Raw genomic sequence first — 25,194 nt, 5'->3', positions numbered from 1 at the left:
CGCCACCCGCGGCTACGCCACCAGCTGACCCCACCCCAGCACCACCACCGACAAGGGCCGGACCCCACCACGGGGCCCGGCCCTTTCGGCATGCCGTCAGCTGGCAGCGAGGTAGGCACGAAGGGCCCCTCCGCCCCCAGCACCGAGTAATCCGACAAGGACCGGACCCACCACAGGGCCGGCCCTTTCGGCATGCCGTCAGCCGGCAGCGAGGCAGGCACGAAGCGCGCCTCCGCGCCGAGTGGCCCGGTTCCTCAGCCCACCTGCCTTAAGACATGAGCAGATCTTGGACAGTTTCCGTTATCGGCTAACGGAAACTGTCCAAGATCTGTGCGTTCAGGCTGCGGCGGTGCGGTCGGAGACGGGTGAGAGGCGGGTGAGGCGGCCCCTTGGCCGCTCCGAGCCACGTCGGCGTCGGCGTGGGCGTCGGCACGCACGACCGGCGGCTCTGGCGCATGGTCCGACGCGGCTACCGCGCGCCATGGCGCACACAGCCGGTTGCGGGTCAGCCGCCGGAGTCGTCCATCTCGGCGCCCTCGGGGACGGTGTCGTCGTCCCGGCTGGCCAGCCAGCCGTCCGGGAGAAAGACCTTGCCCGGCGAGTTGGTACGCCCGCGCGGCTGACCCAGTGCGGCCACCGGAAACGGCTCCGCCGGGTCGAGCTTGCCGAGCAGGTCGTCGAGCTGGGCCAGGCTCTCGATCATCGCCAGCGAACGGCGCAGCTCGCCGCCCACGGGGAAGCCCTTCAGGTACCAGGCGACGTGCTTGCGGAAGTCGGTGCAGCCGTCGCGCTCACCCCGGGCGGGGTTGCGGGCGCCCGCCACGAACTGGTCGACGAGCAGCTCGGCGTGCCGGCGCATGGTCACCGCCACCTCGCCGAGGCTGGGCAGACGCCGTTCGGGCCGACCGTTGAAGGCGGCCTCCAGGTCGGCGAAGAGCCACGGCCGGCCGAGGCAGCCCCGGCCGACCACCACGCCGTCGACCCCGGTGTGGGCGACCATCCGCAGCGCGTCGTCGGCCTCCCAGATGTCGCCGTTGCCGAGGACCGGCACGTCGAGGGCCTGCTTCAAGGTGGCGATCGCGTCCCAGTCGGCGGTGCCCGAGTAGCGCTGGGCGGCCGTCCGCCCGTGCAGGGCCACCGCGGCGACGCCGGCGTCCTGGGCGGCGAGCCCCGCTTCGACGTACGTCAGGTGGTCGTCATCGATGCCCTTGCGCATCTTCACGGTGACCGGCACCCCGGAGGGTGCGGCGGCGTCCACCGCGGCCCGCACCAGGCGGGCGAAGAGCCGGCGTCGCCACGGGAGCGCCGCGCCGCCGCCGCGCCGGGTGACCTTGGGTACGGGGCAGCCGAAGTTGAGGTCGATGTGGTCGGCCAGGTTGCGCTCGACGACGATCCGCACGGCGGCGGCGGTGACCTCCGGGTCGGTGCCGTAGAGCTGGAGGCTGCGCGGCTGTTCGTCGTCGCCGAACGCGATCATGCGGAGCGTCTTCGGGTTGCGCTCGACCAGCGCACGGGTCGTGATCATCTCGCAGACGTAGATGCCGCCGCCCTGCTCGCGGCAGAGCCGGCGGAACCCGACGTTCGTGATCCCGGCCATCGGCGCGAGCACCACCGGCGGCGACACCTGGTACGGCCCGAGGGCCAACGGGCGCAGCGCGGGAACGGTCGAGGCGGTCACCGCACAAGTGTACGGGGCCCCGACCGGCGCTTTCCGCGTCGGCCGGGACCCCGTGCCCACCGTCTCAGCAGCCGGGGAGGCGCTCGATCAGGTAACGCTCGACCTGGTCCAGCGAGACGCGCTCCTGGCCCATGGTGTCCCGGTTGCGCACCGTCACGGCGTTGTCGTCCAGCGTGTCGAAGTCGACGGTCACGCAGAACGGGGTGCCGATCTCGTCCTGCCGGCGGTAGCGGCGGCCGATCGCCTGCGAGTCGTCGAACTCCACCACCCAGCGCTTGCGCAGCAGCGTGGCGAGGTCCTTCGCCTTGGGCGACAGCGCCTCGTTGCGGGACAGCGGCAGCACCGCCACCTTCACCGGGGCCAGCCGAGGGTCGAACCGCATCACCGTGCGCTTGTCGACGCCGCCCTTGGTGTTCGGCGCCTCGTCCTCGTCGTACGCCTCCAGCAGGAAGGCGAGCACCGCGCGGGTCAGACCGGCGGCCGGCTCGATGACGTACGGCATCCAGCGCTCGCCCTTGGTCTGGTCGAAGTACGACAGGTCGACGCCGGAGTGCTTGCTGTGCGTGGAGAGGTCGAAGTCGGTGCGGTTGGCGACACCCTCCAGCTCGGCGAACTCGGTCCCGCCGAACTGGAAGCGGTACTCGATGTCGACAGTGCGCTTCGAGTAGTGCGAGAGCTTCTCGGCAGGGTGCTCGTACAGGCGCAGGTTGTCCGCCGACAGGCCGAGGTCGAGGTACCAGTTCCAGCGCTCCTGGAGCCAGTACTCGTGCCACTCTTCGTCGGTGCCCGGCTCGACGAAGAACTCCATCTCCATCTGCTCGAACTCGCGGGTCCGGAAGATGAAGTTGCCCGGGGTGATCTCGTTGCGGAACGACTTGCCGGTCTGCGCGATGCCGAACGGCGGCTTCTTGCGGGCGACCGTCTCGACGTTCTTGTAGTTGACGAAGATGCCCTGCGCGGTCTCCGGGCGCAGGTAGTGCAGCCCTTCGTCGCTCTCCACCGGGCCGAGGTAGGTCTTCATCAGGCCGTTGAACATCTTGGGCTCGGTGAAGGTGCCCTTGTTGCCGCAGTTGGGGCAGTTGATCTCGGCGAGCGAGGCCGGCGGGTGGCCGTGCTTGGCCTCGTACGCCTCCTCCAGGTGGTCGGCCCGGAACCGCTTGTGGCAGAACTGGCACTCGGTGAGCGGGTCGACGAACTCGGCGATGTGGCCGGACGCCTCCCACACCTTGCGGGCCAGGATCACCGCGGAGTCGAGGCCGACGACGTCGTCGCGCTGCTGGACCATGGTCTTCCACCACTGCCGGCGGACGTTCTCCTTCAGCTCCACACCGAGCGGACCGTAGTCCCACGCCGATCGGGTGCCTCCGTAGATCTCGCTGGAGGGGAAGACGAAGCCTCGGCGCTTGGCGAGGCTGACGACGGCGTCGATACGGTCGACTGGCATGTTTCCTCCTACGCCGGCTGGCGGTCGGCGGGGGCGAGATGTGGATGGATCGGGTCGGTTCGGGACAACGGTACGACCACCGGCGTCCCGAGCCCAGCAGAATACCGGGGGCGGGTCAGCTCACCCCGCACACCTCCATGCCGCCGGTCTGACCGTCCTGGCCCAGGCTGACCTGCTGTCGCTCCCGGTCGCCGCCGTCGAGGGTCACGTCGACTCCGACGGTCAGGTTGGTGGTGTCCACCTCACCCACCCGGAACGCGGTGACCTGCGGCTCGGCGGCCGCCCGCCGCTCGAACTCGGGGCGGGACTCGCGCCGCTGCGCGTCGTCGCAGAGCTGGTCGTACGCCCGGCCGTAGTTTCGCTCGACGAGCGCCTGGTAGTAGTCGCCGGTCACCGTGCGGCCCTGCTCGCGTACCGCCTGCACGCCGCTCACGGCCAGGCCGACGACGGCCGCGCCTCCTCCGCCACAGCAGAGCAGCACGGCGAGGGCGCCGACGCCGAGGCCGATCCAGAGCCGGGTCCGGCGGCCCTCGGTGGGCGGCGCGGCGAACGGCGGAGCCACACCGGGACCGGGCGGCGGGGCGGGTGCGGTCATAGGAGCAGGGTAGTGCCCGGCGGCTCAGCGGTAAGGACCAGCAGCCCGATCACTCTCGGCGACCACCACGGCTCCCCCGGGCGCGGCGCTGGCCAGCGCCTCGTACGCGGACGGCTCGTCGACCGACTCGGCGAGCAACGGCACCGCGGTCACCTTGACCTCGAAGGCGCCCAGCGCCCGCCGGTAGGTGCCGACCGACTCCCACTCGGTGACGAGTGACCAGTACCGGGGGTCGTCCAGGGCTCGGACCAACTGGCCACGCAGGTAGCCGCGGCAGGCGGCCAGCGCGGTGAGGGCGGCGTGCGCCCGTTCGGTGAAGCCGTCGGCGACATCGACGTCGACCACGAACCGGTTGGTCACCAGCACGGGGTTCCTCCTCGTAGAGTCTGAGGGATGCAGCGTACGCAGCGCCCTCTGCTGGCCCGGTTGGCCGTGGCGAACCCGACGTCGGTGTTCCTGCTCACCCTTGTGGTGGTGCTGGTGGCGTTCTTCACGCCGGGGGTGGTCGGCGGGCTGCTGACGCTGGCCCTCGCCGCCGCCCTGATCGCCCTGTTGGCGACCACCTGGCCGGTTCAGGCCCCGCAGACCCGGCTGATCCGGCTGCTGATGCTGACCCTGCTGGTCACGGTGGGCCTCGCGAAGCTGCTCTGACATGCAAGCATGCGTTTTTGACAATCATTGTCGTTACCACGGACAGTTGGGGACATGACCAACCGCACCACGTCCCGCGTCCTGGCCGCCGCGACCGCCCTGCTCGCCCTGGGCGCCGTCGCCGGCTGCTCCACCGGCGGCGCGGCCGGCGCCGATCCCCAACGGGTCGACGTGGTCGCCGCGTTCTACCCACTCCAGTTCATCGCCGAGCGCGTCGGCGGTGACGCGGTCCACGTGACCAACCTGGCCAAGCCCGGCGCCGAGCCGCACGACCTGGAGCTGAGCCCTCGCCAGGTCGGCCAGGTCACCGAGGCCGAGCTGATCGTCTACCTGAAGGGCTTCCAGCCCGCGGTGGACGAGACGGTCGCGCAGGACGACGACGCCCGGGTGTTCGACGTGGCCGGCGTGCAGCCGCTGTTGGACGCGAGCGCCGGCGGCCACAACCACGAGGGTGCGGAGGAGCAGGGCGAGGAGCAGCACGCTCACGCCAAGGACCCGCATGTCTGGCTCGACCCGACCCGGCTCGCCGCAATCGGCGACCAGCTCGCCCAGCGGCTCGGCGAGGTCGACGCGGACCACGCCGTCGACTACACCGCCCGGGCCACGGCGCTGCGCGCCGACCTGACGGCCCTCGACGGCGAGTTCACTAAGGGCCTCGCGACCTGCCAGCGGCGGGAGATCGTGACCAGCCACACCGCGTTCGGCTACCTGGCTGACCGCTACCGGCTCGAACAGGTCGGCATCACCGGGTTGAGCCCGGACGTCGAGCCCTCGCCGCAGCGGCTCGCCCGGGTCATCGAGGATGCGGAGGCGCACCACGCCACCACGATCTTCTTCGAGGCGCTGGTCAGCCCGAAGGTCGCCGAGACCATCGCCGGTCAGGTCGGCGCGAAGACCGCGGTGCTCGACCCGATCGAAGGACTCGCCGCGGGCAGCGGCTCGGACTACCTTTCGGTGATGCGTACCAACCTGCAGACCCTGCGGACGGCGTTGAGCTGCTCGTGAGCACCCCCGTCATCACCGTCGAGCACGGCGCGGTCGGCTACGACGGCCGCCCGGTGCTCCGGGACGTCTCGCTCACCGTGACCGCCGGGGAGGTGGTCGCGGTGCTCGGCGCCAACGGCTCCGGCAAGTCCACGCTGATCCGCGCGATCCTCGGCCTGGTGCCGCTCACCGCCGGCTCGATCACCCTCTTCGACCGGCCGTTGCGCCAGTTCCGCCAGTGGCAGCGCATCGGGTACGTCCCGCAGCGCCTCGGCGCCGGCGGAGGCGTGCCCGCCACCGTCCGCGAGGTGGTGGCGTCCGGCCGACTGGCCCGCCGCGGGATCCTGCGCCCGCCCGGCGCGGCCGACCGGGCCGCCGTCGACGCGGCCCTGCGCGCGGTCGGGCTCGCCGACCGGGCCACCGACCCGGTGTCCACCCTCTCCGGCGGTCAGCAGCAGCGCACCCTGATCGCCCGTGCGCTGGCCGGCCGGCCGGAGCTGCTGATCCTCGACGAGCCCACCGCCGGGGTGGACGCGGCCAGCCAGGAGGCGTTCGCGGGCGCGCTGCGCGACTTCGTCGCCGACGGCGGGACGGTGCTGCTGGTGGCACACGAGCTGGGCCCGCTGCGACCGGTGATCAGCCGGGCGGTCGTCGTCCACCAGGGCGGCGTCTGTCACGACGGCCCGGTTCCGGACCCGGCCGGCCACCACGCGGAGCCCGACCACGACCACGTGCACCCGCACGGTCCCGACGAGCCCGCCGGGCTGTGGAGCAACTGACCATGGAACTCTTCCAGTACCCCTACATGCAACGCGCCCTGATCGGCGCGCTGGTGATCGGCCTGGCCGCGCCGGCGCTCGGCATCTACCTGGTGCAGCGCCGACTGACGCTGATCGGCGACGGCATCGGCCACGTGGCGTTGACCGGCGTCGGCGCAGGCCTGCTCCTCAACCGCTCGCCGGTGCTGGTGGCGGTGATCGTCGCCACGGTCGGCGCGATCGCCATCGAGGTGGTCCGCGCGCGCGGGCGGACCTCCGGCGACCTGGCCCTGGCGCTGCTCTTCTACGGCGGCATCGCCGGCGGCGTCCTGCTGGTCGGCCTCTCGGACGCGACCAGCGCCAACCTCAACGCCTACCTGTTCGGGTCCCTGCTCTCCACCTCGACCACCGACCTGATCACCGTCGGCGTGCTCGGCGCGGCGATCCTGCTCACCATGATCGTGCTGCGGCCGGCGCTCTTCGCGATCAGCCACGACGAGGAGTACGCCCGCGTGTCCGGCCTGCCGGTGCGCACCCTCAACCTGCTGATCGCGGTCACCACAGCGGTCACGGTGACCATCGCGATGCGGGCCGTCGGAGTGCTGCTGATCAGCGCGCTGATGGTGGTTCCGGTGGCCACCGCCCAGCAGGTCACCCGGGGCTTCCGCAGCACGATGGCCGCCGCGATGGCGCTCGGGTTCTTCGCTGCCGGCTCCGGCGTCTGGGTGGCGGCCACCGCCGACACCCCGCCCGGCGCCTCGGTGGTGCTGCTGGCGATCGCCTCGTTCCTGGTGGTGGCCGTGGCTGGCGCGCTCTGGCGGGCGGTACGCCGCCGCACCGCGCCGGCCCCCGTACCGGCGCCGGAACCGCACGAGGTCGTCCTGCACTGAGCCCGATCGGCGGATGTCGGTGGTATTGGTTACCGTTGCAAGATGACCAGCGCAACAGGCTACGAGGGTTTCGACGGAGCCAGCGAGTTGCTCCGGGCCCTGTCGGCGCCCATCCGGCTGGCCATCGTCAGCGAGCTGGCCAGCGGCGAGCGGTGCGTGCACGAGCTGGTGGAGAAGCTGGGCGCGGCACAGCCGCTGGTGTCCCAGCACCTGCGGGTGCTGCGCGGGGCGGGCGTGGTGCGGGGCTCCCGCCGGGGCCGGGAGATCGCCTACAGCCTGGTCGACGAGCACGTCGCGCACATCGTGGCGGATGCGGTCAGCCACGCCGGGGAGGGATCATGAGCGAGAGCGGCGCCGCGGTGCGCAACACCCGGCAGCGCTCGGCGGTGAGCGCGCTGCTGGGCGAGATGGAGGGCTTCCACAGCGCCCAGGACCTGCACGCGATGCTCCGGCAGCGCGGTGAGCGGGTCGGCCTCACGACTGTCTACCGCACCCTGCAGGGGCTGGCCGACGCGGGCGAGATCGACGTGATGCGCCCGCCGGGCGGCGAGCACCTCTACCGCCGGTGCAGCGAGGGGCACCACCACCACCTGGTCTGCCGGGCCTGCGGGCGTACGGTCGAGGTGGCCGGCCCCGCGGTGGAGAGCTGGGCCGACCGGGTCGCCGCGCAGCACGGCTACGCCGACGTCAGCCACACCCTGGAGATCTTCGGCACCTGCCCGGCCTGCGTCCGCTGACCAGCGTGGCCGACCTTCGGTTCCGCCCGGTCCAGCCGGTGGGCGACACCGTCGCGTTCGGGGGCCTGCGGCTCGCCTGATCGCCGATCCCCCGGCCGGGCGTCGGTGGCGGGGAGCGGAGCCTGCGGCGCCCCCGGGCCGGGGTCACCCCGGCCACCGATCGACGGGTGCCGGGCGGGGACCGTTCGTGGCACGCTGTCCGGCGTGAAGATCTACGCCGATCGGTTTCCGACCGCCGTCCGCCAGTTGCTCACCGACCTGCTCGTCGTCGCCTGGGTGTACGTCGCGATCCGCGCCGCGCTCTGGCTGCACGACCTGGTGCAGAAGCTCGCCGTACCCGGGCAGAAGCTGGAGGGCGCCGGCAGTGGCCTCGCCGACAACCTCGCCGACGCCGGCGGCAAGGTCCGGCGGGTGCCGCTGGTCGGTGACGAGCTGACCGCGCCCTTCCAGCGGGCCGCCGACGCCGCCCGGGGTCTCGCCGACGCCGGCCGCGACCAGCAGCACCTGGTCGACCAGCTCGCCCTCGCCCTCACCGTCGCGGTGCTGATCTTCCCGCTCGGCCTGGTGCTCTTCGGTTGGCTGCCGCTGCGGCTGCGCTGGATGCGCCGGGCCGGATCGGCCGCGAAGCTGGCCGCCGGGCCGGCCGGGCGGGATCTGCTCGCGCTACGCGCGCTGGCCACCCAGCCGCTGGGCCGGCTGACCCGGATCGCGCCGGACGTCGCCGAGGCGTGGCGACGTGGCGACGACGACACCGTCGAGGCCCTGGCCGCCCTGGAGCTACGCCAACTCGGCCTGCGCAGCAGAGGCCGCTGAACCTGCGGTACGCCCCTGGCTTGATCCACACCAGATCGCCGATGTGGGTCTGTCCGGGCCGCCGGATGCCCCCACCTCGGCGACCTGGTGTGGATCGACCACCAGCTGCCGTCGCGTGCCACAACCTGCGTGCGGCACGCCGGCCGTTAAGGTCTTCGGGTGTTCTACTTCCTGATCGTCATCGCCGTACTGCTGCTCGGCTACGCCGCCGTCCTGGTCTCCCTCGTCCGTCGGGGCAGGAAGATCCCACCCGCGGCGTACCTCGCCCTGGCCGGGCTCAACGGTCTGATCCTGGCGGGGGTGCTGGCCTGGGCGGTCGCCCGCTGACAGCGCGCCGGGCAGCCAGGCCACGCCGCGGCGGCACGGCACGCGCAAACGCCGGCACGGCAAGCGCGGCCGGCACGGCAAGCGCGGCCAACGCGACCAGTCCGGCCGGCGCGAACAGCGGCGAGGGGCGGCCCGGCGGGCGGGCCGCAGGGGGTCAGGCCGCGGGGTCGGAGGTTACGGCTTCGGCGGGATGCGGCGGCGGACGTCCTCGGCGGTGGACGGGCCGGGCGACCAGCGGGCCACCCAGGGCAACTCGTCGGACGGGGTGACGACCCCCTCCTCCAGCCCGGCGTAGCGACCGGCGAGGATCCGCTTGGCCGCGGCGGTGTCGACGGAGTCGGTGTTGTCCCAGAGTGCCGTGAACAGCGCGTCCACCCGGACCAGGGCCTGCCGGCAGAACAGGTCGGCCAGCTCGACGTTCTCCGGCCGCGTGTCGCGCTCGGCGGACGCCCGGACGCAGACGGCGGACATCGCGAACAGCTCCGCGCCGATGTCCACGACGCGCCCGAGGAACGCCTGCTTGCGTTCCATTTTTCCCTGCCAGCGGGACATCGCGTAGAACGTCGACCGGGCCAGCTTGCGCGACGACCGTTCCACCTGGCGCAGGTGCGCGGCCAGGGGCCCGAACTCGGCGTACGCCGACGGGCTCTGGCCCTTGCCGACCGCGAGGGTGGGCAGCCACCTCGCGTAGAACGCGCCCGCACGGGCGCCGGCGCGGGCCTTGCGGCCGAGCCCCGCCTCCGGGTCGATGATGTCGCCGGCCACCGAGAGGTGGGCGTCGACCGCCTCCCGGGCGATCAGCAGATGCATGATCTCGGTCGAGCCCTCGAAGATCCGGTTGATCCGCAGGTCGCGGAGCACCTGCTCGACGTTGGCCGGGCGTTCGCCGCGGGCGGCCAGCGAGTCGGCCGTCTCGTAGCCGCGCCCGCCCCGGATCTGGATCAGCTCGTCGGCGATCTTCCAGGCCATCTCGCTGGCGTACAGCTTGACCAGCGCCGCCTCGATCCGGATGTCGTTGCGGTCATCGTCGGCGAGCAGGCAGCACAGGTCGAGCATGGTCTCCATGGCGTACGTGGTGGCGGCGATGAAGGAGAGCTTCTGGGCGACCGCCTCGTGCTCGCCCACCGGCCGGCCCCACTGGACGCGGTCGGCGGCCCACCCCCGGGCCACGTTCAACGACCACTTGCCGGCGCCCACGCACATGGCCGGCAGCGAGAGCCGACCGGTGTTCAGCGTGGTCAGGGCGATCTTGAGCCCCTTGCCCTCACCGCCGATGACGTTCTCCGCCGGCACGAACACGTCGTGGAACCGGGTCAGGCTGTTCTCCAGACCACGGAGGCCGACGAACTCGTTGCGCCGCTCCACGGTGATGCCCGCGCTGTCGCCGTCCACCACGAACGCGGTGATCCCGCCGCGCCGACCCTCGGCGGCGGGCACCCGGGCCATCACCACCAGCAGGGTCGCGACGATGCCGTTGGTGGCCCAGAGCTTGACCCCGTTGAGTCGGTAGCCGGTGCCGTCCTCGGTCGGCTCGGCGGTGGTGGCGAGCCGGGCCGGGTCGGAGCCCACGTCCGGCTCGGTGAGCAGGAACGCGGAGACCTCGCCCGCGGCGAGCCGGGGCAGGAAGCGCTGCTTCTGCTCGGCGGTGCCGAACATCTTCAGCGGCTGCGGCACCCCGATCGACTGGTGGGCCGAGAGCAGCGCGCCGATCGCCGGGCTGACCGAGCCGGCCAGCATCAGCGCCCGGCAGTAGTGCAGGTTGCTCAGCCCGAGGCCGCCGTACTTGCGGTCGATCTTCATGCCGAACGCGCCGAGGTCGGCCAGCCCGTGGAACACGGCGTCCGGAATGGAGGCGTCCCGTTCGATGGCCGCGCCGTCCACCTCGGAGGTGAGGAAGGCGCGGAACCGACCAAGGAACTCCTCGGCGCGGGCCACGTCGTCCGGGTCGGAGCGGGGCCAGGGATCGATCAGGTCGAGCCGGAACCGCCCGAGGAACAGCTCCTTGCCGAAGCTGGGCCGATCCCAGGTGGACTCCCGGGCGGCCTCGGCGACCTGCCGGGCCTCCTTCTCGGAGACCTGCCCCGCCTCCGCCGGCAACGGCCCGGTGCTGCCCGGTGTGACGCTGCCGGCTTCGGAGTCGGGGCCGTCCGGTGCCGGTCGGCCATTCTGCGTCGTGGTCACGGCTGCCCCCTCGAACCTCGGTTGCGGCTGCGTCGACGTGCGCGACTACCGTCACGCTACCCCCGGTTGTTACCCAGGGGTAGCGCTGCGTGCGGATCGTCTGCTCGCTGCTCCGGCGGGGTCAGCGGCCGCTGAGCGTGTCCGGGTCGTCATCGTCGTCGTCGATGTCGTCGTCCCCCCAGTTGCGGCGGGCGAACGGCAGGATCACCCAGAACAGGAGGAACCAGAGCCCGGCCAGCGCGCTGAGCAGGAACGCGATCGGCCGGTCCAGCACGAAGTCGGTGATCAGCAGGACCGCGCTGACCATCGCGATCAGCATGAAGGCGAGGCCGCCGGTGGCCATCCGGTGCGCGAACCGCACCAGCTCCGGCTTGCGCCCCTGACGGAACAGCGCCCGGTGGAACGCCACCGGCGAGATGATCATCGCGGTGGCGGCGGCCGCGGCGAGCAGCGCGACGATGTAGACGTCCCGCTGGAACTCGCTGGTCCGGGTGAACCCGTTGCTGAACGGCAGGGTGAGCAGGAAGGCGAAGAGGATCTGCACGCCGGTCTGGGCGACCCGCAGCTCCTGCAACAGGTCGGCGAAGTTGCGCTGCCAACGCTGCTTCTCGGTCTCCTTGGACACGCGCTACCTCCGGTCAGACGGTACTGCCGGCGGTCCCAGCCGCCGGCAGCAACGCCAATGCCCCACACGGCCGAGCGCGAAACAGGCTCACGACACGTTCCGGCCATCTCCCCGTCGCCCGCCGGTCATCGCCCGGTCGCCACGCCGTCGCCCGCCCGCCCCAAGCCGAGCCGCCCGCGCCACCCGCCGTGCCGTCGCCCGCCCGCGCCATGCCGAGCCGCCCGGGTCGCGCCATCGCCCGCGCCGCCGGGGGTCAGGAGCCGCGGCGGATCCGGCCGGCGTATCTGGCCTCCAGGGCCGTGTTGTGCGCGTCGCCGTCCGGGATGTTCGCCGACAGGTAGACCGGGGGCCGCTCCCCCGCCGCCAGCAGCCGGGCGACGACCTCCACGGTGATCTGCTGCGCCAGCAGCGCCGCCGTGATCGAGGAGACCGCGCCGACCGCGCCACCGCCGGGCAGCGGCAGGGTCGCGTCGCCGTACGGTGCGCCGTTGTCGAGCACCACGTCGGCGAGGTCGGCCAGCTTGCGCCCGGACGGGTGGCGGGACGTCATCCGGCCGGAGTGCTGCGCCGAGGTGATCGCCACCAGCGGATGACCATGCTCCTTGACCAGCGTGGCGAACTCGACCATCGCGCCGTTGACCCCGGAGTTCGACGCGAGCACGAAGACGTCGGCAGCCTGTACGGGGGCCAGCTCCCAGAGCCGGTGCGCCACCGCCGGGTCCCGCTCCAGCAGCGGCCCGAGACGATCGGCCGGTTCGCCGCCGAGCAGCACCAGGTCACGCAGCGCGATCCGGTTGGTGGGCACCAGACCACCCGCCCGACCGGCGATCTCCATGGCGAGGGCCTCCGAGTGCCCGGTGCCGAAGGCGTGCACCACCCCGTCGGCGCGTACCGCTTCGGCGATCAGATCGGCGGCCCGCCCGACCGCATCCCGCTGGCTGGCGGCCACCCGGCCGATCGTCTCGGTCACCACGGCCAGGTAGTCCTCGGCGCTCACACTCATGCGTCCTCCGTCGTCCGGTTGCGGGCCATCCACTGCACCGCGAAGTCGACCGCCGCCCGCTGGCGTACCAACCTCCCCGTCCCCGCGCCCACCGGGCCGCAGCGCACCGCCCCGGTGGCCTCCAGGTCCCGACCCAACGCGCCGAAGTCGCCCGCGTCGAGCCGGGGCGTACACCCAGCAGGCGCAGCTGCGCGGCGAGCGAGCGACGGGTGTCCGGCCCGCCGGCAGGTGCCGTCACGGCGCTCCTCCGCCCGGCGCCGGCCCACCCGGCGCCCGTCTGCCCGGCGTTCGTTGGCCCGGCGCTCGTTGGCCCGGCGCGTCTCGGCACGGCACGGCTCAGGCCGTCCCGGCGATCCGGGCCAGGACCGCCTCGGCCAGCGCGGCGGGTGCGGCGTCCGGAATCCAGTGGCTCACCCCGGGCAGCGGTACGAAGCGGTAGTCACCTGTGACATTGGCCTCGCACGCCTCGGCGGCGGTCCGCCCGATGGCGACGTCCCGGTCGCTCCAGACGTAGGTGGTGGGTACCGCGACCGGGCCGACGCCGGCCAGGTCGGCACGGGACATGGCCCGGTACCAGTTCAGGGCGGCGGTGAGCGCACCCGGCTCGCGCATCGGGTCGGCGTAGCGGTCCACCCGGGAGGCGTCACCCACCCCGCCGAGCATCTTGCGCAGCGCCGTCGCGTGCCACGCCAGCAGCACCTTCTCGGCCTTGCCCGGCTTGCGGAACAGCGCGATGTACGACGAGCGCGCCTTCTGCTGGCCGTCGGTGGCGAGAGCGTGCGCCATGGCCGCCGGATGCGGCACGGACACCGCGGTCAACGTACGGACCCGCTCGGGGTGCGCGGCGGCCACCGCCCAGGCCACGATCGCGCCCCAGTCGTGGCCGACCAGGTGGACGGCGTCCACATCGAGCGCGTCGAGCACCGCCACCACGTCGGCGACCAGTTCCGGAATCCGGTACGCGACCACCGCCTCCGGCCGGGCACCCGGCGAGTAGCCCCGCTGGTCCAGCGCGTACGTGCGCAGCCCGGCGGCGTGCAGTGCCGGCACGACGTCGTCCCACTCGCCGCTGTGCTGCGGGAAGCCGTGCAGCAGGAGGACGGGAATGCCGTCGGCCGGGCCGCCGGTGCCTATCTCGAACGTGAGACCTCGCGCGTCGACCTGCATGATCGGCAGCCTACCCAGCCGGCCGAGCGCCGGCCCTGATGCGCGGGCGGCCGAATGCCCTGCTGGGCCGTTACCCCTGGTCGGTGCTAGCGTCACCGAGACAACTTCACATCCGACAGGGGAGCGCACAGCGCTGAGAGTGCGGGCACGCCCGCAGACCCTCGAACCTGATCTGGGTAATGCCAGCGCAGGGAGTTCGGTCGACCTCCAGCCGCGCCGTGAGTCCGGTGCCACCGGGCGCGCGGCGTGCGTCTTCTCCTGGTTCGTTCCACTGAACTGGGAGCACAGCATGGACAACACCACCAGCCGTTGGCGCACCATCGACATCGTGGTCGCCTCGGTGATCGCGGTCGCCTTCGGCGTCATCTTCTGGGCCTGGGGCCTGGTCTGGAGCGCCACCGAGGGCGCGTTCGCCTTCTTCCCGCCCGCGCAGACGCTGATCTACGGCGTCTGGCTGCTGCCGGCCGTCGTCGGCGGCCTGGTCATCCGCAAGCCCGGCGCCGCGCTCTACTGCGAAACGGTGGCCGCGGTCGTCTCCGCGCTGCTGGGCAGCCAGTGGGCCGGCACGGTGATCCCCCAGGGCATCGTGCAGGGCATCGGGGCCGAGCTGGCGTTCGCCGCTTTCCGGTACCGGTCGTACCGGCTGCCGACCGCCGTGCTGGCCGGCGCGCTGACCGGTCTCAGCGCGGCGCTGTTCGACTTCTTCGTCTGGAACGTCGACTACGCGCTGGGCGACTACCGCATCCCGTACGCCCTGCTCACCATCGTCAGCGCCACGATCATCGCTGGCGTGGGCGGCTGGCTGCTCACCCGCGCCCTGGCCAACACCGGCGCGCTGGACCGCTTCCCGGTAGGCCGAAACCGCGCCCTCATCTGAGGGCGCGACTGTCCCCGTGATCAAGAGGTTTGCGTCAACGGAAGCCGGAATTCTGACGCAAACCTCTTGATCACCGGCGGGGAGACGGCGGGGAGACGGCGGGAGGACGGCCGGGAGTGGCAGGGAGTGGCAGGGAGGGGGTGTTGGGTGGGCGGGGTACTGCTGCGGGGGTTCGGGTGGCGGCATGCCGGGCGGCGGGCCTGGGCTGTGCGCGGGGTGGATCTGCGGGTCGAGGCCGGAGAACGGGTGCTGCTGCTCGGGCCCTCGGGGGCCGGTAAGAGCACCCTGCTCACCGCGCTGGCCGGGCTGCTGCCCGAGGATTCCGGTGAGCAGGAGGGCACCGTCGAGATCGACGGGCTCGACCCCCGTAAGGCGCGGGAACGGGTCGGCATCGTCTTCCAGGACCCGCAGACCCAGCTGGTGATGGCGCGCAGCGGCGACGATGTCGCGTTCGGGCTGGAGAACCGGGGCGTGCCGACGGACGAGATCTGGCCCCGGGTCGACGAAGCGCTGCGGCGGGTCGGTTTCCCGTACCCTCGCGACCGCAGCACTGCCGCGCTCTCCGGCGGCGAGCAGCAACGCCTGGCCCTGGCCGGCGCGCTTGCCCTGCGGCCCGGCCTGCTGCTGCTCGACGAGCCGACCGCCAACCTCGACCCGGACGGGGCCGCCCTGGTCCGGGGCGCGGTGGCGGGCGCGCTGGACGCCGACACCACAGTGATCCTGGTCGAACACCGGGTCGCCGAGGCGCTGCCACTGGTCGACCGGGTGGTCGTCCTGGAGCCCGGCGGCGGGGTCCGCGCGGACGGGACGCCCGAGGCGGTCTTCGCCGCGCACGGCGCTGCCCTCGCCGCCGAGGGCGTCTGGGTGCCCGGTCACCCCATCGCGCCCCGCACGGCCACCGCGGCCCCCGGCGACCTGCTGCTCACCGCCGACCGGCTCGGCCTGCCGCCCCGGCTGGGCCCCACCGACCTGGCGGTACGCGCCGGAGAGGCACTCGCCGTACGCGGACCCAACGGCGCCGGCAAGTCCACCCTGGCGCTGCTGCTCGGCGGCCTGCTCAAACCGGGCGCCGGCCGCGTCACCGCCTCGGCCGAGTTGGCCGGCGCCGACCACCGCGCTCCCCCGCACCGCTGGCGAGCGCCCGCGCTGGCCCGACGGATCGGGTCGGTCTTCCAGGACCCGGAGCACCAGTTCGTCACCGGCACCGTCTTCGACGAGCTGGCGCTGGGGCCACGCCGGACGGGTCAACCCGAGGCTGCCGTCCGGGAGACCGCCGCGGGGCTGCTGGACCGGCTGCGGCTGACCCGACTCGCGGCCGCCAACCCGTACACCCTCTCCGGTGGGGAGGCGCGGCGACTGAGCGTGGCGACGGCCCTGGCCACGGCGCCCCGCCTGCTGATCTGCGACGAACCGACCTTCGGGCAGGACCGGCGGACCTGGCGGGAGCTGGTCGACCTCTTCGCCGACCTGCGGGACGCCGGGCACGGCGTGGTCACGGTCACCCACGACCTCGACTTCGTCGCCGCGCTCGCCGATCGCACGGTCACCCTCCAGCGGGCACCGGACGGCGCCCGGTGATCAGCATCGAGCCGATCGCCGCGCCCGGCGCCCCGCTGGCCCGGCGCAACCCGGTGGCGAAGGTGGCCGCCGCGCTGGTCTTCTCGTTCACCCTGCTGGCGACGCTCGACCCGGTGGCGCCGGCGATCGCCATCGCGGTCGAACTGGCCGTCCTGCCGCTGTTCGGCGTCCGCTACCGGATGCTGGCCCGGCGGGCCCTGCCCCTGCTGCTCAGCGCCGCCGGCATCCTGGTCACCCTGGTGCTCTTCGCCGCCGACCAGTCCGGCCGGATCCTGCTGGACGCCGGGCCGGTGCTGGTGAGCACCGGCGTGCTGCGCACCGCTCTCGGCCTGGTGCTGCGGGTCTTCGCGGTGGCCCTGCCCGGCGTGATCGTCTTCGCCACCACCGACCCGACCGACCTGGCGGACGCGCTGATCCAGAACGCGAAGGCGCCGGCGCGGTTCGCCGTCGGGTCGCTGGCCGCGTTCCGGCTGGTGCCGCTGCTCGGTCAGGAATGGCAGATGATCAGCATGGCCCGGCGGGCACGCGGCGTCGACGCCGGACGCAACCCGGTGGCGAAGCTGCGGCTGTTCGCGTCCACGGCGTTCGCGCTGCTGGTCGGGGCGATCCGCCGGGGCACCCGGCTGGCCGTCGCCATGGACGCGCGCGGCTTCGACGGCGACACACCCCGTACCGTCGCCCGACGCCAGCGCTTCGGCCTCGCCGACGCGCTGCTGATCGCCGGGGCGGCCGCGCTGGCCGGAGCAGCCCTGACCACAAGCGTGCTCCTCGGCACCTTCCGCCCGCTGATCGGCTGAGCGGGCCGCTCAGCCAGTCGAGACGATCCGCACCACCTCGGTGATGCGGTGGTCTCCTGCACTGCGCAGGCCACCACATCACCGACATTGGTGCCACCGCCCCGACGGGTCGGGTCGGTCAGCTCCGGCGGAAGGCGTACCGGCGGGGCTGGCCGGCCCGTTGGCTGCGGCCACCGCCCGAGCGGTTACCGCCGGCCTGCGGTGGCCCGGCCGTCGGTGCCGTCGGTCGCCCGGCGGTCTTCGGCAGATCGTCCACCGTCGGCGCGTCGACCGCCGCCGGCACGTCGACGGCCAGCGCCGGCTCGACCAGCGCCGCAGGCAACGCGGGCTCCACCGGCGCCGCCGGCTCGGTCAGCACGGCTGGCAGCGCCGGCTCGATCGGTTCGACCGGGAGGTCGGGGCGGGTGGGTGGGAGCGGGCCGTGGCCGGCCGCCGGGTCGGTGCCCAGCGGCGTCGGCGCGGGCGTACGGGTCTTCTTCGGATTGCGCCTGGCGGGCATCCGGGCCTCCTTCGGTGCCGACCTTCCCGGCGGTCCCGCGCTCCCGCGGTCGGTCGGATCGGCTGGTGACCGTGGCAACGCGACGGTCGAATGGGAAGGGACTGCTCACCGGGGATCGGGCTGGGTCAACACCGCCGAACGGTGGACGGAGACGCGCGACGCCCGGGAGCGCACGGACCGCGATCGCGGGGCGGCGGGCCGGCTCGGGAAGTGGGGCGTCAGTTACGCATGCCCGAACCCTAACCACCGCCCGATGAGACGCGCACCCGAATTTCCTGGCACGATCGGCGCATGCTGATCGCGTTCTCGATCACTCCGCTCGGTGCCGGCGACTCCGTGGGTGACCTGGTTGCCGAGGCGGTACGGGTGGTCCGCGAGTCCGGGTTGCCCAACCGGACCGATGCCATGTTCACCACCGTCGAGGGCGAGTGGGACGAGGTGATGGCGGTGGTGAAGCGGGCGGTCGACGTGGTGGCCGCGCAGGCGCCCCGGGTGAGCGTCGTCCTGAAGGCCGACGTTCGGCCCGGGGTCACCGATGCGCTCACCGCGAAGGTGGCGCGTGTGGAGGATCGACTGGCCCAGGGGTGAGCGTGGCTGCCGGTCGAGGTGTGGACGCGCCGGGCGAACGGGCCGCGACCAGGCGGTGACCCGCCGTGGGACGACCCGCCCACGATGCCGCGCGCCGCGATACGGTCGCAGCAGGATAGTTCGACGGCGAGAGGTGGCGGCACGAATGGCTGAGCAGGCGACGGCGCAGATCGGCGTGACCGGGCTGGCGGTGATGGGCCGAAACCTGGCCCGCAACCTGGCCCGCAACGGCTTTACCGTGGCGGTGCACAACCGGTCGCCGGAGCGCACCCGCAGCCTCGTCGCCGAGCACGGTGACGAGGGCTCCTTCGTGCCCGGTGAGTCGATGGCCGACTTCGTGGCGTCGCTGGAACGGCCCCGCGCGGTGATCGTGATGGTCAAGGCCGGTGCGCCCACCGACGCCGTGATCGACGAGCTGGTGCCGCTGCTGGAGGAGGGCGACATCATCGTCGACTGCGGCAACGCCCACTTCGCCGACACCCGTCGCCGGGAGGAGTCGCTGCGCGCGCAGGGGCTGCACTTCAGCGGCACCGGCGTCTCCGGTGGTGAGGAGGGCGCGCTGCTCGGGCCGAGCATCATGCCGGGCGGTTCCGCCGAGTCGTACGCCAAGCTCGGGCCGATGTTCGAGAAGATCGCCGCCCACGTGGACGGCGTGCCGTGCTGCATGCACGTCGGGCCGGACGGCGCCGGGCACTTCGTCAAGATGGTGCACAACGGCATCGAGTACGCCGACATGCAGCTCATCGCCGAGGCGTACGACCTGCTCCGGTCCGGCCTGGGCGCGAAGCCGGCGGAGATCGCGGAGATCTTCCGCGACTGGAACAACGGCGAGCTGGAGTCCTTCCTCATCGAGATCACCGCCGACGTGCTCGCGCACACCGACGCGGCGACCGGCCGCGCGTTCGTCGACGTCGTGCAGGACCGGGCCGAGCAGAAGGGCACCGGCCGGTGGACGGTGCAGAGCGCCCTCGACCTGGGCATCCCGATCACCGGGATCGCCGAGGCGACGTTCGCCCGCTCGCTGTCCGGGCACGTCGACCAGCGCGAGGCGGCCCGGCGGGCGTTCCCGGACGCCGGTGAGAAGTGGCAGGTCGCCGACCGGGACGCGTTCGTGGAGGACGTGCGCCGGGCGCTGCTCGCTTCCAAGATCGTCGCGTACGCGCAGGGCTTCGACCACATCCGGGCCGGCAGCCAGGAATACGACTGGGACATCGACCTCGGCGGCACGGCGACCATCTGGCGGGGCGGCTGCATCATCCGCGCCCGCTTCCTGAACCGCATCCGCGAGGCGTACGACGAGCAGCCCGACCTGCCGACGCTGCTCGTGGCGCCGTACTTCGCCGAGGCGGTCGCGGCCGGCGTGCCGAGCTGGCGGCGGGTCGTGGCCGACGCGGCCCGGGCGGGGGTGCCGACGCCGGCGTTCTCGTCGTCGCTGGCGTACTTCGACGGGCTGCGCGCCGAGCGGCTGCCCGCCGCGCTGATCCAGGGCCTGCGGGACAACTTCGGCGCGCACACCTACCAGCGCGTCGACCGCGAGGGCTCGTTCCACACCACCTGGGCCGGCGAGAAGACCGAGTCCCCGGCGTAGCCGGAATCGCCCCGCGCGCCGCGCCCCGCAAGATCGTGCTCGATCCATGATGTGGTGGCCTTCCGACAACGGGAGGCCACCACATCCATGTTCGAGCATGATCATGGGACCAGACGGCAGGTACGCGCGGGCACCCGTCAGGCGACAGTGGCGTGCATCTCCCAGACGAGGATCTCGGCCGGCTCGTCGGCGGTCACCCGCCGGCCGCCGGTCATGGTGAGCCGGGCGGCGTCGCCGGTGCCGAGCGGGCCGCTGTCCTCCAGGGTCACCGTGCCGTTCGGCACGTACAGGTGCACGAAGGGCGCGTCCGGGAGGGTGACCTCGTCGCCGGGGCCGAGTCGGGCGGCGTGCAGGGTCGCGTACCGGTTGCGGATCCGGATCGCGGACGCGCCGTCGTAGCGGTCCATCCCGGACGCGATCGGCACCAGGCCGCCGCGCAGCAACTCGTCCTCGATCTCCAGCTGCTCGTAGCCGGGGTCGACGCCCTGTTCGTCGGGGAGCACCCACATCTGCACGAAGTGCACGGGGTCGCTGTGCGGCTCCTGGTTGTTGAGCCGCCAGGCGTCGTTCTTCTCCGAGTGCAGGATGCCGGTGCCGGCGCTCATCCGCTGCGCCAGGCCGGGGTAGATCACCCCGGAGTGGCCGGTGGAGTCCTGGTGCACGAGTGAGCCGCGCAGCACCCAGGTGACGATCTCCATGTCCTCGTGCGGGTGGGTCTCGAAGCCGGCGCCGGGCCGGACCACGTCGTCGTTGTTCACCAGCAGCAACCCGTGGTGGGTGTTGGCCGGGTCGTAGTGCCGGGAGAACGAGAAGGAGTGCTTGGAGTCCAACCAGGAGATCCGGGTGGCGAACCGGTCCTCGGCCCGACGCAGGTCGACCGACGGCGCGGGTGCGGTCACCAGGCACGCTGCCCGGCGTCGGGGGTCGACGGCGCCCAGGTCAGGGCCGGTTCACCGGTGACCAGTTCGGCGATCTCACCGGTGCGCAGCTGCGGCGTGTGACCGAACTCCGCGCAGTGCTGCTCGGCGATCTCGGCGCAGATCTCGGCGACCTGTTCGCAGATCGGGTCGCCCAGATCCGCCGCGTTCAACGCCATGATCATTTTGTACCGGAGATCCCGCATATCCACCCCCAGCCGCCGATTCCCGCCGAGTCCCGCCACCTCCGGACCCTACCTGCCCCCACCTCCCCGAACCCCGAAACAACCAACCCAGACCCCCCACCCCGGCCGCGTCGATCATGGAGTTGTGGCGGTGAACGAAAGTCGTGAATGCGACCGAACCGGCCACCACAACTCCATGATCGACAGGGTGAGACGCCGGCGCCGCCCCGCACGTCGTGTGCGGGGCGGCGCCGGGAGGGTGGTCTCGCGTTACCAGAACCGGCGGCGCTTGGCCTTCTGCGGGCGGATCAGATCCGCGCCCCTGGTCAGCAGCCGGGTCGCCCCGGAGGGACCACGCCGGGCCTCCAGGGTGTGGCTGAGCCGGCGGGCGCCGGCCGCGGCCAACGGCACCGCGATCGCCATCACCGCCCACTGGGCAATGCGCTTCTGGATCATGTGGGTTCACCTCCGTCAGTGGCTTCTGACGTTCCTGATACCCAGCGTGACGGGTGGATAAGCCTCGCTCAGACCGTCGGGGCGACCGGGTTGGGCAGCGCGCCGCCGAACCGCCGGTCCCGCTGGGCGTACAGCTCGCACGCGTACCAGAGGTGGCGGCGGTCGAAGTCCGGCCAGAGGGTGTCCAGGAAGACCAGCTCGGCGTACGCGGTCTGCCAGAGCAGGAAGTTGGAGATCCGCTCCTCGCCGGAGGGCCGCAGGAACAGGTCCACCTCCGGGATCTCCGGGTGGTACAGGTATTTCGCGACGGTCTTCTCGGTGACCTTCGACGGGTCCAGTCGACCGGCCGCCACGTCCCGGGCGATCGCCGCGGCGGCGTCGCCGATCTCGGCCTGCCCGCCGTAGTTCACACAGAACTGCAGGGTCAGCGTCGAGTTGCCCCGGGACATCTCCTCGGCGGTCTGCAACTCGGAGATGACGCTCTTCCACAACCGCCCCGGCCGCCCCGACCAGACCACCCGGACGCCGAGGTCGACCAGCTGGTCGCGGCGTCGACGGATCACGTCCCGGTTGAACCCCATCAGGAACCGGACCTCGTCGGGCGAGCGCCGCCAGTTCTCGGTGGAGAACGCGTACGCCGACAGGTAGGGGATGCCCATCTCGATCGCGCCCTCGATGGTGTCGAAGAGGCTGTGCTCCCCCGCCTCGTGGCCCTTGGTGCGGGGCAACCCGCGCTCCTTGGCCCACCGGCCGTTGCCGTCCATCACGACGGCCACGTGCTTCGGCACCGCCTCGCTCGGCAGCGCCGGCGGCCGGGCACCGGACGGGTGCGGCGTCGGTGGCGTCGGCTCCCGCCGGCCGGACCTCATCGATCGGATCACTCGGCTCTCTCCCTGCTCGTGCCGTCCGCACCGGCCTCGACGTCACCGCGCGGCCGGAGCATCGCAGCCCCACCGCCGCCCGGCGGCGGGACCGTGCCGGCGACCGAGGGCCCCCGGTCGACCAGCGGCAGCGAGCGTAGCGCGCGTTCCAGATGCCACTGGAGGTGCGCCGCGACCAGCCCGCTGCACTCCCGACGTACACCGGTCTCGGTGGCGTCGGCGACCACCCAGTCGCCGGTGGTCAGCGCGGACATCAGGTCGATGGTGGCCGGCGCGGGATGGGCCGCGCCGGGCGGCCGGCAGTCCGGGCAGACCGCGCCGCCGGCCGGCACGGAGAACGCGCGGTGCCGCCCGGGGGTGCCGCAGACCGCGCAGGCGATCAGCGCCGGAGCCCAGCCCGCGAGAGCCATCCCGCGCAGCAGGTACGCGTCGAGCACCAGCGTGGTCGCGTGTTCGCCCCGGGACAGCGCCTTCAACGCCCCCACGGTGAGCTGGAACAGCCGCAGCGACGGCTCCCGCTCGACCGGCGTCAGCCGCTCGGCGGTCTCGGCGATCGCGCTGGCCGCCGTGTAGCGGGGATAGTCCCCGAGGAACCGCTTGCCGTACAGCTCGATGCCCTCGACCTGGCTGACCGTGTGCAGCGAGCTGCCGTGGTTGCCCTTGGGGTCACCGGCGAGTTGGAGGTCGACGTGACCGAACGGCTCCAGCCGGGCGCCGAACTTGCTCATCGTGCGCCGGACCCCCCGGGCGACCGCCCGCAGCCGGCCGTGCCGGCGGGTGAGCAGCGTGATGATCCGGTCGGACTCGCCGAGCTTCTGCACGCGCAGCACCACCGCGTCGTCGCGGTAGAGCTGTCGGCGGTACCCGGCCATCGGACCATTCTCCCTCGGGGTGTGAAATCAGGGTTGGTTCGGGGTGGACGCGCGGACGAACCCCGATGCGCCCGGCTCGTCACCGGCCGTAGCGTGCTCGCCATGGCACTGCACGAGACCACCGCCGCCCGTCGTCGCCACGCCACCGCGCCCGTCGCGTTGGGGCTGGCCACCGCCCTCATCCTGCTCGCCGGGTGCGACAACCTGTCCTTCCGCCGGCTCGACTACGACAACACCGAGGCGGTGAAGATCAGCACCATCCGGGTGCAGGGGGGCTCCGGAGACGTGATCGTCCGAGGCGGCGGCACGGCGGGCGAGGCACGGATCAAGCGGGTCGTGCGCTATCAGGGCGGCGAACCCAAGGCCCGGTACGAGATCAAGGACAGCGAGTTGGTGCTGGACACCGACTGCGGCGACCGGTGCAGCGTCTCGTACGAGGTGACCGTCCCCGAGGGCGTGACCGTGCAGGGCGAGAGCGGCTCGGGTGACGTCGAGCTGACCAGGGTTGGCGCGGTGAAGCTGCGACTGGGCTCGGGCGACGTGCGGATCAGCGACGTCGCCGGTGCGATCGACGTGGAGACCGGCTCCGGCAACATCGAGCTGAGCGAGGCCCGTTCGGCCGTACGACTGCGCGCCGGCTCCGGCGACATCACGGCTCGCCGCGTGGGCGGAACGACGGACGCCGAGGCCGGCTCCGGCAACGTCGTCGTCGAGCTGGAGACCGCCGCCTCGGCGCGTCTGCACGCCTCCAGCGGGGACGTCTCGCTGGTGGTGCCGGCCGGCAGTTACCGGGTCCGCTCCAACACCGGCTCCGGCGACGCCCGGATCACCGTCGCCGACGACCCGGCCGCCTCCCTGGTGCTCGACGGCTCGGCCGGCAGCGGCGACGTGTCGATCAGCCAGCGTTGATCTCGACGGTCGCCGCCGCACCGGACACCCGCTGCGCCGGTACGGCCGCCCGTCCGACGGTCTCGCCGACTCCGAGACGACCCGCCGGGCCACCGTCGGAGGGGGCCGGCGGGACGGTCGGGCGGGGCGGCCCGCCCGGGATCAGCTCCGGGCGGCGACGGGCGGCGACGTCCTCGACCCAGCCGACGGCCAGGGTGACCAGACCGACAAGCGCGAAGACCAGCAGCACCCGGACAGCCAGCCCCACCGGGTCCTGGTGCGACCAGCCGACCACGTCGACCAGCGGGGTGAGCGCCACCACGAACGGCATGTGCCAGAGATAGATGGTGAGCGCCCGCCGGTTGAACACGGTCACCACCCGTTCGGCCAGCCGGCTGCGCTCCAGCCAGGCCACCCCGGCCGGCGCCCGACCCAGCACGACCAGGATGAACGCGGCCGACCAGAGCGCGTTGCCGAGGTGGTTGTCGTTGAGGTCGTACCCGCGCGGGCCGGGATGCGTGACGATCCAGGCCCCACCGACGACCGCGAGGCCCAGCGACAGCGGGTACAGCACCCGGCCGGTGAGTCGACGCAGCATCCCGGCGTGGTGGGCGAAGCCGAGCAGCCACGCGCCGAAGTACAGGCCGAACTCGCGCACCACCGGCGGCGCCGGGTAGATCCCCACCTCGATCGTCACCAGCACCACGTACGGGGCGAGCAGGGTGGGCAGCGGGGCCCGCCGGAACAGCCAGAGCGCGACCGGCGAGGCGAGCACGAACCACAGGTAGTCCCGCAGGTACCAGATGATGCTCAGCGCCAGGGCGCCCCAGTTGTTCGCCGGCGGGTCGGTGATCGGGAACAGCCACAGCAGCACCCGGGGCGACAGCGCCAGCCCGGTGAGCAGCATGGCCGGCACGAAGACGGCCGCCAGCACCCACAGCGACGGCAACAGCCGGCGCAACCGGCGGCCGACCGCCACCGGGCCGGACCGCGCGAGCGAGGCGGCCATCAACGAGCCGGCCAGCGCGAACATCACCGACATGGCGGGGAAGACGAGGGTGAGGGTCGCCCAGCCGGTGACGTGGTAGACGACCACCCGGACGATGGCGAGGAAACGGAGCAGATCGAGGTATCTGTTGCGCATCAGCCTGCATCTGGATCGGGGACGCGGTGCTTTCTCCCCTACCCTTCGCGGCCCGCGCGCCAAACGACGCC

Annotated in this window: 30 protein-coding genes and 1 riboswitch; of the genes, 14 read left to right on the top strand and 16 right to left on the bottom strand. The window is 72.8% G+C overall.

All coding sequences use genetic code 11. The annotated features are described in order from the left end of the window. Window positions 1-505 precede the first annotated feature (505 nt). The 4 genes from dusB to ABZU53_RS20895 form a co-directional block, all read right to left on the bottom strand. Complete coding sequence (gene dusB / locus ABZU53_RS20910; RefSeq protein WP_355067077.1) at window positions 506-1,678, bottom strand: tRNA dihydrouridine synthase DusB; 1,173 nt, start codon at window positions 1,676-1,678, stop codon at window positions 506-508. 64 nt (window positions 1,679-1,742) lie between these two features. Beyond that, window positions 1,743-3,122, bottom strand: coding sequence for a glycine--tRNA ligase (locus tag ABZU53_RS20905; RefSeq protein WP_354854648.1), 1,380 nt, complete (start codon window positions 3,120-3,122; stop codon window positions 1,743-1,745). Between the two features lie 115 nt (window positions 3,123-3,237). Next, window positions 3,238-3,717, bottom strand: coding sequence for a hypothetical protein (locus ABZU53_RS20900; RefSeq protein WP_354854650.1), 480 nt, complete (start codon window positions 3,715-3,717; stop codon window positions 3,238-3,240). A gap of 24 nt (window positions 3,718-3,741) precedes the next feature. Beyond that, the gene (locus ABZU53_RS20895) at window positions 3,742-4,083 is read right to left on the bottom strand and encodes an antibiotic biosynthesis monooxygenase (RefSeq protein ID WP_355067076.1); all 342 of its coding nucleotides are present in this window, start codon (window positions 4,081-4,083) and stop codon (window positions 3,742-3,744) included. Between the two features lie 27 nt (window positions 4,084-4,110). Here ABZU53_RS20895 and ABZU53_RS20890 point away from each other — a divergent pair, with 27 nt between their 5' ends. The 8 genes from ABZU53_RS20890 (at window position 4,111) to ABZU53_RS20855 (ending at window position 8,877) form a co-directional block, all read left to right on the top strand. Then, window positions 4,111-4,368, top strand: a complete 258-nt coding sequence (locus tag ABZU53_RS20890) for a hypothetical protein (RefSeq protein WP_355067075.1) — start codon at window positions 4,111-4,113, stop codon at window positions 4,366-4,368. Between the two features lie 54 nt (window positions 4,369-4,422). Beyond that, the gene (locus ABZU53_RS20885; protein ID WP_355067074.1) at window positions 4,423-5,373 is read left to right on the top strand and encodes a metal ABC transporter substrate-binding protein; all 951 of its coding nucleotides are present in this window, start codon (window positions 4,423-4,425) and stop codon (window positions 5,371-5,373) included. Beyond that, entirely contained in the window at window positions 5,370-6,131 is a 762-nt protein-coding gene (locus ABZU53_RS20880; protein WP_354854657.1) for a metal ABC transporter ATP-binding protein, read from the top strand. Before ABZU53_RS20885 ends, ABZU53_RS20880 begins: the two co-directional genes overlap by 4 nt. Before the next feature lie 2 nt (window positions 6,132-6,133). Continuing rightward, window positions 6,134-7,000 (top strand): metal ABC transporter permease, encoded by an 867-nt coding sequence (locus ABZU53_RS20875; protein ID WP_354854658.1) that lies wholly within the window; start codon window positions 6,134-6,136, stop codon window positions 6,998-7,000. 42 nt (window positions 7,001-7,042) lie between these two features. Beyond that, complete coding sequence (locus ABZU53_RS20870) at window positions 7,043-7,342, top strand: metalloregulator ArsR/SmtB family transcription factor (protein WP_354854660.1); 300 nt, start codon at window positions 7,043-7,045, stop codon at window positions 7,340-7,342. Beyond that, window positions 7,339-7,737: a Fur family transcriptional regulator gene (locus ABZU53_RS20865; protein WP_203150761.1), complete on the top strand. Its 399-nt coding sequence runs from the start codon at window positions 7,339-7,341 to the stop codon at window positions 7,735-7,737. The genes ABZU53_RS20870 and ABZU53_RS20865 overlap by 4 nt, the downstream gene beginning before the upstream one ends. A gap of 204 nt (window positions 7,738-7,941) precedes the next feature. Next, window positions 7,942-8,550 carry a hypothetical protein gene (locus tag ABZU53_RS20860; protein ID WP_355067073.1) on the top strand — a complete coding sequence of 203 codons (609 nt, stop codon included), beginning with the start codon at window positions 7,942-7,944 and terminating at the stop codon, window positions 8,548-8,550. Window positions 8,551-8,709: 159 nt separating this feature from the next. Beyond that, window positions 8,710-8,877: a hypothetical protein gene (locus ABZU53_RS20855; RefSeq protein ID WP_234587259.1), complete on the top strand. Its 168-nt coding sequence runs from the start codon at window positions 8,710-8,712 to the stop codon at window positions 8,875-8,877. A 174-nt stretch (window positions 8,878-9,051) separates the two neighbouring features. Here the strand turns inward: ABZU53_RS20855 and ABZU53_RS20850 are convergent, their stop codons facing one another. The 5 genes from ABZU53_RS20850 to ABZU53_RS20830 form a co-directional block, all read right to left on the bottom strand. Then, entirely contained in the window at window positions 9,052-11,058 is a 2,007-nt protein-coding gene (locus ABZU53_RS20850) for an acyl-CoA dehydrogenase family protein (RefSeq protein WP_355067072.1), read from the bottom strand. Window positions 11,059-11,179: 121 nt separating this feature from the next. Then, window positions 11,180-11,683 (bottom strand): DUF6328 family protein, encoded by a 504-nt coding sequence (locus ABZU53_RS20845; protein ID WP_354854666.1) that lies wholly within the window; start codon window positions 11,681-11,683, stop codon window positions 11,180-11,182. Window positions 11,684-11,936: 253 nt separating this feature from the next. Then, a complete protein-coding gene (locus ABZU53_RS20840; RefSeq protein WP_354854668.1) occupies window positions 11,937-12,686 on the bottom strand; it encodes an SIS domain-containing protein in 750 nt (249 codons plus the stop codon). After that, window positions 12,683-12,952 carry an AAC(3) family N-acetyltransferase gene (locus ABZU53_RS20835; RefSeq protein ID WP_354854670.1) on the bottom strand — a complete coding sequence of 90 codons (270 nt, stop codon included), beginning with the start codon at window positions 12,950-12,952 and terminating at the stop codon, window positions 12,683-12,685. The genes ABZU53_RS20840 and ABZU53_RS20835 overlap by 4 nt, the downstream gene beginning before the upstream one ends. A gap of 70 nt (window positions 12,953-13,022) precedes the next feature. Continuing rightward, window positions 13,023-13,853 (bottom strand): alpha/beta fold hydrolase, encoded by an 831-nt coding sequence (locus ABZU53_RS20830; protein WP_355067071.1) that lies wholly within the window; start codon window positions 13,851-13,853, stop codon window positions 13,023-13,025. 107 nt (window positions 13,854-13,960) lie between these two features. Then, window positions 13,961-14,065, top strand: a riboswitch (TPP riboswitch). 77 nt (window positions 14,066-14,142) lie between these two features. Between ABZU53_RS20830 and ABZU53_RS20825 the strand changes: the two genes are divergently transcribed. From ABZU53_RS20825 to ABZU53_RS20815, 3 genes are all read left to right on the top strand, one after another. Then, window positions 14,143-14,730, top strand: coding sequence for an ECF transporter S component (locus tag ABZU53_RS20825; protein ID WP_355067070.1), 588 nt, complete (start codon window positions 14,143-14,145; stop codon window positions 14,728-14,730). A 147-nt stretch (window positions 14,731-14,877) separates the two neighbouring features. Then, window positions 14,878-16,308: an ABC transporter ATP-binding protein gene (locus ABZU53_RS20820; RefSeq protein WP_354854675.1), complete on the top strand. Its 1,431-nt coding sequence runs from the start codon at window positions 14,878-14,880 to the stop codon at window positions 16,306-16,308. Then, on the top strand, window positions 16,305-17,105 hold the full coding sequence (locus ABZU53_RS20815) for an energy-coupling factor transporter transmembrane component T (RefSeq protein WP_355067069.1): 801 nt from the start codon (window positions 16,305-16,307) through the stop codon (window positions 17,103-17,105). Before ABZU53_RS20820 ends, ABZU53_RS20815 begins: the two co-directional genes overlap by 4 nt. Window positions 17,106-17,223: 118 nt before the next feature. Here the strand turns inward: ABZU53_RS20815 and ABZU53_RS20810 are convergent, their stop codons facing one another. Next, entirely contained in the window at window positions 17,224-17,604 is a 381-nt protein-coding gene (locus ABZU53_RS20810; RefSeq protein WP_355067068.1) for a hypothetical protein, read from the bottom strand. Between the two features lie 291 nt (window positions 17,605-17,895). Here ABZU53_RS20810 and ABZU53_RS20805 point away from each other — a divergent pair, with 291 nt between their 5' ends. Then, entirely contained in the window at window positions 17,896-18,192 is a 297-nt protein-coding gene (locus tag ABZU53_RS20805) for an MTH1187 family thiamine-binding protein (protein ID WP_354854679.1), read from the top strand. Between the two features lie 145 nt (window positions 18,193-18,337). After that, window positions 18,338-19,780: an NADP-dependent phosphogluconate dehydrogenase gene (gene gndA / locus ABZU53_RS20800; protein ID WP_355067067.1), complete on the top strand. Its 1,443-nt coding sequence runs from the start codon at window positions 18,338-18,340 to the stop codon at window positions 19,778-19,780. Window positions 19,781-19,917: 137 nt separating this feature from the next. Here the strand turns inward: gndA and ABZU53_RS20795 are convergent, their stop codons facing one another. From ABZU53_RS20795 to recO, 5 genes are all read right to left on the bottom strand, one after another. Further along, entirely contained in the window at window positions 19,918-20,679 is a 762-nt protein-coding gene (locus tag ABZU53_RS20795; protein ID WP_355067066.1) for a pirin family protein, read from the bottom strand. Next, window positions 20,676-20,876, bottom strand: a complete 201-nt coding sequence (locus ABZU53_RS20790; RefSeq protein ID WP_354854685.1) for a thioredoxin reductase — start codon at window positions 20,874-20,876, stop codon at window positions 20,676-20,678. The genes ABZU53_RS20795 and ABZU53_RS20790 overlap by 4 nt, the downstream gene beginning before the upstream one ends. 276 nt (window positions 20,877-21,152) lie before the next feature. Then, window positions 21,153-21,338, bottom strand: coding sequence for a hypothetical protein (locus tag ABZU53_RS20785; RefSeq protein WP_121655421.1), 186 nt, complete (start codon window positions 21,336-21,338; stop codon window positions 21,153-21,155). Between the two features lie 68 nt (window positions 21,339-21,406). Beyond that, window positions 21,407-22,207 (bottom strand): isoprenyl transferase, encoded by an 801-nt coding sequence (locus tag ABZU53_RS20780; RefSeq protein WP_354862036.1) that lies wholly within the window; start codon window positions 22,205-22,207, stop codon window positions 21,407-21,409. Between the two features lie 8 nt (window positions 22,208-22,215). Then, window positions 22,216-23,091, bottom strand: a complete 876-nt coding sequence (gene recO, locus ABZU53_RS20775; RefSeq protein WP_355067065.1) for a DNA repair protein RecO — start codon at window positions 23,089-23,091, stop codon at window positions 22,216-22,218. Window positions 23,092-23,193: 102 nt separating this feature from the next. On the opposite strand from recO, the gene ABZU53_RS20770 reads away from it, so the two are divergent. Then, window positions 23,194-24,000, top strand: a complete 807-nt coding sequence (locus ABZU53_RS20770; protein WP_355067064.1) for a DUF4097 family beta strand repeat-containing protein — start codon at window positions 23,194-23,196, stop codon at window positions 23,998-24,000. Here ABZU53_RS20770 and ABZU53_RS20765 read toward each other — a convergent pair. Beyond that, on the bottom strand, window positions 23,987-25,123 hold the full coding sequence (locus ABZU53_RS20765) for an acyltransferase (protein ID WP_354862023.1): 1,137 nt from the start codon (window positions 25,121-25,123) through the stop codon (window positions 23,987-23,989). The genes ABZU53_RS20770 and ABZU53_RS20765 overlap by 14 nt on opposite strands. Window positions 25,124-25,194 lie beyond the last annotated feature (71 nt).

The sequence above is a fragment of the Micromonospora sp. NPDC005194 genome, from assembly GCF_040608335.1.
Classification (GTDB): Bacteria; Actinomycetota; Actinomycetes; order Mycobacteriales; family Micromonosporaceae; genus Micromonospora.
The sequence above is the reverse complement of the archived record's forward strand: the minus strand, read 5'-3'. Positions and strand labels throughout refer to the sequence as shown.

Coding starts and splice junctions, on each gene's coding strand:
- ABZU53_RS20905 (WP_354854648.1), bottom strand. CDS start 3,122: ATGCCAGTCGACCGTATCGACGCCGTCGTCAGCCTCGCCAAGCGCCGA.
- ABZU53_RS20900 (WP_354854650.1), bottom strand. CDS start 3,717: ATGACCGCACCCGCCCCGCCGCCCGGTCCCGGTGTGGCTCCGCCGTTC.
- ABZU53_RS20890 (WP_355067075.1), top strand. CDS start 4,111: ATGCAGCGTACGCAGCGCCCTCTGCTGGCCCGGTTGGCCGTGGCGAAC.
- ABZU53_RS20885 (WP_355067074.1), top strand. CDS start 4,423: ATGACCAACCGCACCACGTCCCGCGTCCTGGCCGCCGCGACCGCCCTG.
- ABZU53_RS20875 (WP_354854658.1), top strand. CDS start 6,134: ATGGAACTCTTCCAGTACCCCTACATGCAACGCGCCCTGATCGGCGCG.
- ABZU53_RS20870 (WP_354854660.1), top strand. CDS start 7,043: ATGACCAGCGCAACAGGCTACGAGGGTTTCGACGGAGCCAGCGAGTTG.
- ABZU53_RS20865 (WP_203150761.1), top strand. CDS start 7,339: ATGAGCGAGAGCGGCGCCGCGGTGCGCAACACCCGGCAGCGCTCGGCG.
- ABZU53_RS20840 (WP_354854668.1), bottom strand. CDS start 12,686: ATGAGTGTGAGCGCCGAGGACTACCTGGCCGTGGTGACCGAGACGATC.
- ABZU53_RS20830 (WP_355067071.1), bottom strand. CDS start 13,853: ATGCAGGTCGACGCGCGAGGTCTCACGTTCGAGATAGGCACCGGCGGC.
- ABZU53_RS20825 (WP_355067070.1), top strand. CDS start 14,143: ATGGACAACACCACCAGCCGTTGGCGCACCATCGACATCGTGGTCGCC.
- ABZU53_RS20810 (WP_355067068.1), bottom strand. CDS start 17,604: ATGCCCGCCAGGCGCAATCCGAAGAAGACCCGTACGCCCGCGCCGACG.
- ABZU53_RS20805 (WP_354854679.1), top strand. CDS start 17,896: ATGCTGATCGCGTTCTCGATCACTCCGCTCGGTGCCGGCGACTCCGTG.
- gndA (WP_355067067.1), top strand. CDS start 18,338: ATGGCTGAGCAGGCGACGGCGCAGATCGGCGTGACCGGGCTGGCGGTG.
- ABZU53_RS20790 (WP_354854685.1), bottom strand. CDS start 20,876: ATGGCGTTGAACGCGGCGGATCTGGGCGACCCGATCTGCGAACAGGTC.
- ABZU53_RS20785 (WP_121655421.1), bottom strand. CDS start 21,338: ATGATCCAGAAGCGCATTGCCCAGTGGGCGGTGATGGCGATCGCGGTG.
- ABZU53_RS20780 (WP_354862036.1), bottom strand. CDS start 22,207: ATGAGGTCCGGCCGGCGGGAGCCGACGCCACCGACGCCGCACCCGTCC.
- recO (WP_355067065.1), bottom strand. CDS start 23,091: ATGGCCGGGTACCGCCGACAGCTCTACCGCGACGACGCGGTGGTGCTG.
- ABZU53_RS20770 (WP_355067064.1), top strand. CDS start 23,194: ATGGCACTGCACGAGACCACCGCCGCCCGTCGTCGCCACGCCACCGCG.
- ABZU53_RS20765 (WP_354862023.1), bottom strand. CDS start 25,123: ATGCGCAACAGATACCTCGATCTGCTCCGTTTCCTCGCCATCGTCCGG.